Genomic DNA, 5,574 nt, shown 5'->3' with positions numbered 1-5,574 from the left:
GAAGGTAAAAGGTAAAAGGTAAAAGGTAAAAGGCGCTAGGTAAACTAAGGGCTACGGGGTTGGCATGGGTGTTTGGATTTATTGTAGGCGGGGCTTTATCCACGCAGATTTATACCAATCGTGTTAAGTTACTGACCATTTATAGCGACAGATAAATACAGTGATAACAAGGCGTAAATTTTGACATGTAATTGTTCTACTTGAAAAAATTATAACGCAGTTAGCGCTTTATTTAGCTCGCTAGAATGGTTAAATATTTAAGTTGATTGGTATTAGTTAAAGTTTACGAGCGACGAGTTGTGAGACGAAGGTTAAGGTTGATTGTTGTAGCAGCGGGTTTACCCCGCGTTTTTTAGTGGAGGTGCGTGAGGTAAGCTCCCGCCTACAGGTATAGAAAACCTTGCGATATCAACTGCAAGGCTTTTAATTCCTAGAACCTGATACCTTTACAAATATTCAAATACCTTAATAACGCGTTCTACACCCGATACATTACGAGCAACGCTTACAGCGGTGTTTGCTTCTGCATCTGATACTAAGCCCATTAAAAATACTTCGCCATTCTCAGTTACTACTTTGATGTTGTTGCTACTGATGTTGTCGGTGGTAAGTAATTGTGTTTTTACTTTAGAGGTTAACCAAGAATCATGGGTCTGGGTGCTCATGCTAATGTTAGAGCCAATACGAATTTGGTTATGTATTTTGCGTATAGCAGGTAAGCCCTCAATCGTACGCTGAGCCTCGTCTTTCATTTCTTGAGTTGCAACCTGGCCTATTAACAATACAATGCCGTTAACGCTAATCACGCTGATGTTGGCATGATCAGCAAGGCGAGGTACATCGTTTATTGCGACCCCAGCTTTGATTTCGATATTACTATCATCGATTTGCGAACCAAGAGTACGACGATCGTTGGCTGCGGTAACGGCACCAGCGGTACCTGCAACAACTGCAGCAGCGCAGCCTTGTAATAATAGTACTGTACTAATAACAATTAGAGATTGTTTCAACATTAGCTTTCTTCCTGTGGGAATAGGGTCAAGTCGACGAGTTCACTTAAACAATGAAGATTAACCAAGTGAGATTCTATGATGCGGCTCGGACGTTTTGACGGAACACGAATTTCGACATCATTGGCACCGAGTAAACCTACTAGCTCACCGCCGTCATCACCAACCATAACAATAACTTTCATGTCTTTGGTGAGTGCGGCTTCGACTGCCGATATGATGTTTTTTTCGTTGCCATTGATTGCTAAAACCAATAGTAAGTCACCTTGTTGAGCAAACGCTCGTACTTGACGGGCAAAGGTTTCTTGGTCGTCACTTTGGTTACTTGGACCAAGATTGATATGTTCTTGTGATAGCGCAATTGCCGGTAAACAAGGACGTTCGGTTTCGTAGTAGTTGATCAATACGCCAGCCATATGTTGGGCCAGCATGTGGCAGCTGGCAGTACCACAACAAATCAACTTATTACCATTGATTAGGCTCTGCGCTATGGTAAATGCAGCGGCTTCTAAGGCGCTAGGAAGTACTTCACCGGCGGCTATTTGCACCTGAATGCTTTCTGTAAAAATCTCTTTTATAGTATCTTGCATATTAAAATACGTTTTTTATCCAATTAAGTTGTTGCGATGTGTCGCCAGTTATTGCGACAAAGTCGATTCTTATTGCTTGATCACTAAGCTTTTTCGTTGCTAAATAATGGTAAATAGAGCGTTTTAAACGTTCTTGCTTTTGTTTACCTAAAGCGTGGATTGCTCCACCTTTAACATAGCTACTGCGAAATTTCACTTCCACAAACACTAGCGTGTTGCCATCGCGCATTATTACATCTAGCTCCCCGTAGGGGCAGTTATAGTTACGCTCTAACGGGATCAACCCTTGCGTTACTAAGTATTTTTGCGCTTGAAGCTCGTAATACTGGCCTTTTTCTCGGCTATTTTGCCACAGTTGTTTAAACCACGACATCACAACATCCTTGTTTTATATTGCTTTTAACTACTCACTGTGTGTCAGGCTGGTAGCTGATTGCATAAATAATGGTAACGGCGCTGATGTTGCTAGCTGTACCGCTTGGATTTGTCTATTTTTGTATTGCGCCCAATTAAGTTGGCGATTAATTTGCCCATCACTGGTAATACTCAATTGGCCAGTTAAGCCATTAAATCGCTTACCGGGGAGCATACTCAATTGTGTGATATTACTTAGCATAGCAACTGAATCATAGGCCATGGCAAATAAACGCTGACTTATATCAGCCTGTTCTGGCCACAGCGAATTATATTGCTGGCGTAAGGCATGATCTTTTATTTGCCCACTAAGCATCCATGGTAACTCGGTAAAATACAAACCATCGAGATCGCCTTTATCGGTGCTATCGATTTGCTTGCTATGACTTTTTGAACTGGCATACAGTGGAATGCGATCAGCAAAGGTACTCACATTTACATCTAAATAAGGTTTAATCAAGCGAGTTTCGATAGCATCACCGAGAATATAAATAACATCAATATCGCGACGAGAGCGAGTTTCACTCTCTACTTCTTGTCTAAATAATGACTTAACGGTCGCAATGCGTTCTTTTGATTTATCTACTTCGAGCAGGTTAACAATGGTTGTTGGCATATCTTTTTTATCGTTATAAAGCCCAACTTCTGGTGTGGTTTCACTATAGCGTTGCCATTGTCGGTTGAAAAAATCAACTAAACGCTGGCCTGAACTATTATTTGGCGCCAGCAGCATAGGTTTTTGATAACCAGCCGTTAAAAAGTGCTCAAGTGCTTGCTGTACTTCGTGCTCCGGGTTAAGCGCAAAGAAGTAATGCTGAGGAGACTGGCGCTCACCATCAAAGGTATTTAAGTGCAAAACTGGGTAATCTTGTAATGCTTTGCTTGCAACTAGCTTATCGATACTCGTTTTGAGTAACGGCCCAATTATAAAGTCAGGATTAATTTCGAGCAGTTTTGCAGACAGCTCAGCAGAACTAAGCATTTCATCAATAAAAATGGTTTCAGCAATAGATGTACTATCTAGTGCCGCTAACACGCCAGCTTTTAAGGCATCACCTAAGCGTTCATTAGCACCTGATTGGGGTAATAAAACAACTAAGCGCTCAATATTCAGTGGTTCAGCAGCAATTAACTCAGCGTCTTTTTTTGGCAACACGGCGATTGCTGGATGACCAGGGTAACGGCGTTGCCAATTATTAATTGCTTGATCAAGCTCAACTGGAGCACCTAAATATACTTGGTGATAGAGCGCTAAGTTTACCCAGCCTTGTTGTATCACTGAGCCGCGATTAAAGCGCTCTAAAGCATACGATGATAATTGTTGTAAATTTTGCCACAGGTCTTTGTTGAGCTGTGGAATCGTTAAGTTATTTTTACTGGCGGTTTCAGAGGCACGAAAGAAGTAGGTCATCGCCTCTTTAGGCAAGTTTTGTGATGCATACACACTGGCGGTTAAATATTGATGCCAAGCAAAATGCTCCGGTTGAGTCAATTGATTGTCTAAACTGGCTAGCATCTCAAGAGCCTGAGTACTCTTGTTTTGTTGCATTTGCGCAAAAGCGATGTACAGTTTATTTTGCACTTGGTCGACGCTTGGAGTACGTTCTAATTCAGTACTAATTTGCTCTAACAGTGGCCATTGTTGCTCTGCGATCGCAGCATCACGCGCACTATAAAGAAGTTGGATTTTATCAGCGCCTTGGCGATTTAAGGCTAGTTGGTACATAGATTGTGCGTCAGTCGCTTGAATTTGTGATGCGCTATTAGCTGAACTGAGGTTTTCACTGGTTTTAGTCGGTTTTTCGGTTGTACTACAGGCCGATAACCCTGACAATATGATTAATAGACTAACAAGTTTAAGTCGCACAATGATTTCCCAATACGTTAACGCGATTTGCTTATATTACTGACTGACGCAGGAGACCTCAATGTTAAATGAGGAGAATTCACAGAAAATCGGCACTCTTTACATTGTAGCCACCCCAATCGGCAATTATGACGACTTAAGTCAGCGTGCAATCGCGACTTTATCGCAAGTTGACTTAATCGCTGCTGAAGACACGCGCCATACCGGTAAGTTGCTAAGTCACTTTGGCATTAAGGCAAAAACCTTTGCTTTGCACGACCATAATGAAAAGCAAAAAGCGCAACAAATTATTGATCAACTTAATCAAGGTTTAAATATAGCACTAGTTTCGGATGCAGGCACGCCGCTAATTAGTGACCCTGGTTATGCGGTTGTTAATTTATGCCGAGAGCAAGGCGCACATGTCACCCCCATACCAGGAGCATGCGCCGCCATAACAGCTGTATGTTGTTCAGGTTTACCAACAGATCGTTTTCAGTTTATTGGTTTTACCCCAGCAAAAAGCAAAGCTCGCCAAGACTTTTTTATTGAAGCGGTTAATTCCAATATAACCAGCATTATGTATGAAAGTACCCATCGCATTATGGCAAGCCTAGATGACTTAGAGATTGCCCTTGGTAGTGAGCAACAAGTGGTATTCGCTAAAGAGCTAACCAAAACGTTTGAAACGTTTTTTAATGGCACAGTCAGCGAACTCAAACAGTTTTTAACCGACGATCCCACCAAGCAACGCGGTGAAATAGTGCTTATGTTGCCTGGTAATCCAAAGCAGGTTGATGATATTCCGCCAGAAGCACGCAAAATGCTGGCATTGCTTGAGAATGAAATGCCAATGAAAAAAGCCTGTGGAATTGTCGCTGATTATTTTGGCATGAAGAAAAATGCCCTTTATAAAACAATTATTGACGAAAAAGGCTAAATCTTTACTGCACATACAACCCAGCTCAGGTATACTGCGCGCCGAGTCAGCCAAGATGATCGCTGCCTGCAACGAAAATGCGCAGGGGGAGGAAAGTCCGGGCTCCATAGGGCAGGGTGCCAGCTAACGGCTGGGGGGCGTGAGCCTACGACAAGTGCAGCAGAGAGGAGACCGCCAATCTTCGGATTGGTAAGGGTGAAAGGGTGCGGTAAGAGCGCACCGGGCCACTAGCAATAGTTGGTTGCAAGGTAAACTCCACCCGGAGCAAGACCAAATAGGGTTCTATCATTTTAAATAATGAACGCGTGGCCCACGTGAGAACCGGGTAGGTTGCTTGAGCCATAGAGCGATTTATGGCCTAGACGAATGATTATCACTTTCTTCGGAAAGGACAGAACCCGGCTTATACGGCTGACTCACTCATTCAATAAAAAAGCCCGCAGTTAACGCTGCGGGCTTTTTTGTGTCTGTAACAAGCTATCAGATTTTAGCCGTCAGAGCATAGAAATAAGTCGATTAACAGATCATTTCCTAGCTTTAAAATCAAACACAACGACTTAAAACTAAGAACGCAAATGTTTAATTTAGCTTGGCTTTTTAGGGTATGCAGAACAAGCCAAAAACCATATTTTATATGAAATAACAGCGGTGCGTATTCTCATGACTTTGATCACCGATTCTCATCAGCTTTGATCACCTGATTTATCATTTTGTAGAGCCGTTTTTAAATTAGCTTAACTGATCATCATCAGTCAATTTATTTAACTGTTTTCG

Annotated in this window: 5 protein-coding genes and 1 other RNA gene; 2 read left to right on the top strand and 4 right to left on the bottom strand. The window is 42.2% G+C overall.

Features of this window, described 5'->3' with window-relative positions:
• Positions 1-446: 446 nt before the first annotated feature.
• From dolP to H5201_RS21985, 4 genes are read right to left on the bottom strand one after another with little or no spacing between them, the layout of a single operon-like run.
• A complete protein-coding gene (gene dolP, locus H5201_RS22000; protein WP_145236822.1) occupies positions 447-1,013 on the bottom strand; it encodes a division/outer membrane stress-associated lipid-binding lipoprotein in 567 nt (188 codons plus the stop codon).
• Positions 1,013-1,600: an SIS domain-containing protein gene (locus H5201_RS21995; RefSeq protein WP_149980605.1), complete on the bottom strand. Its 588-nt coding sequence runs from the start codon at positions 1,598-1,600 to the stop codon at positions 1,013-1,015. Before H5201_RS21995 ends, dolP begins: the two co-directional genes overlap by 1 nt.
• Before the next feature lies 1 nt (position 1,601).
• Positions 1,602-1,973, bottom strand: coding sequence for a YraN family protein (locus H5201_RS21990; RefSeq protein WP_149980606.1), 372 nt, complete (start codon positions 1,971-1,973; stop codon positions 1,602-1,604).
• A gap of 30 nt (positions 1,974-2,003) precedes the next feature.
• Positions 2,004-3,881, bottom strand: a complete 1,878-nt coding sequence (locus H5201_RS21985; RefSeq protein ID WP_182785400.1) for a penicillin-binding protein activator — start codon at positions 3,879-3,881, stop codon at positions 2,004-2,006.
• 61 nt (positions 3,882-3,942) lie between these two features.
• Here H5201_RS21985 and rsmI point away from each other — a divergent pair, with 61 nt between their 5' ends.
• Both rsmI and rnpB read left to right on the top strand, forming a co-directional pair.
• Positions 3,943-4,800 carry a 16S rRNA (cytidine(1402)-2'-O)-methyltransferase gene (rsmI, locus tag H5201_RS21980; protein WP_149980608.1) on the top strand — a complete coding sequence of 286 codons (858 nt, stop codon included), beginning with the start codon at positions 3,943-3,945 and terminating at the stop codon, positions 4,798-4,800.
• Positions 4,801-4,843: 43 nt separating this feature from the next.
• Positions 4,844-5,222: RNase P RNA component class A (gene rnpB / locus H5201_RS21975), an RNA gene on the top strand.
• The last annotated feature ends 352 nt before the right edge of the window (positions 5,223-5,574 follow it).

Origin of the sequence: Pseudoalteromonas sp. SG43-6 (assembly GCF_014164365.1) — a bacterium.
In the GTDB taxonomy this organism is placed as follows: Bacteria; Pseudomonadota; Gammaproteobacteria; order Enterobacterales; family Alteromonadaceae; genus Pseudoalteromonas; species Pseudoalteromonas rhizosphaerae.
Note: the sequence above shows the minus strand (reverse complement) of the source record. Positions and strands in the feature narration are given on the sequence as shown.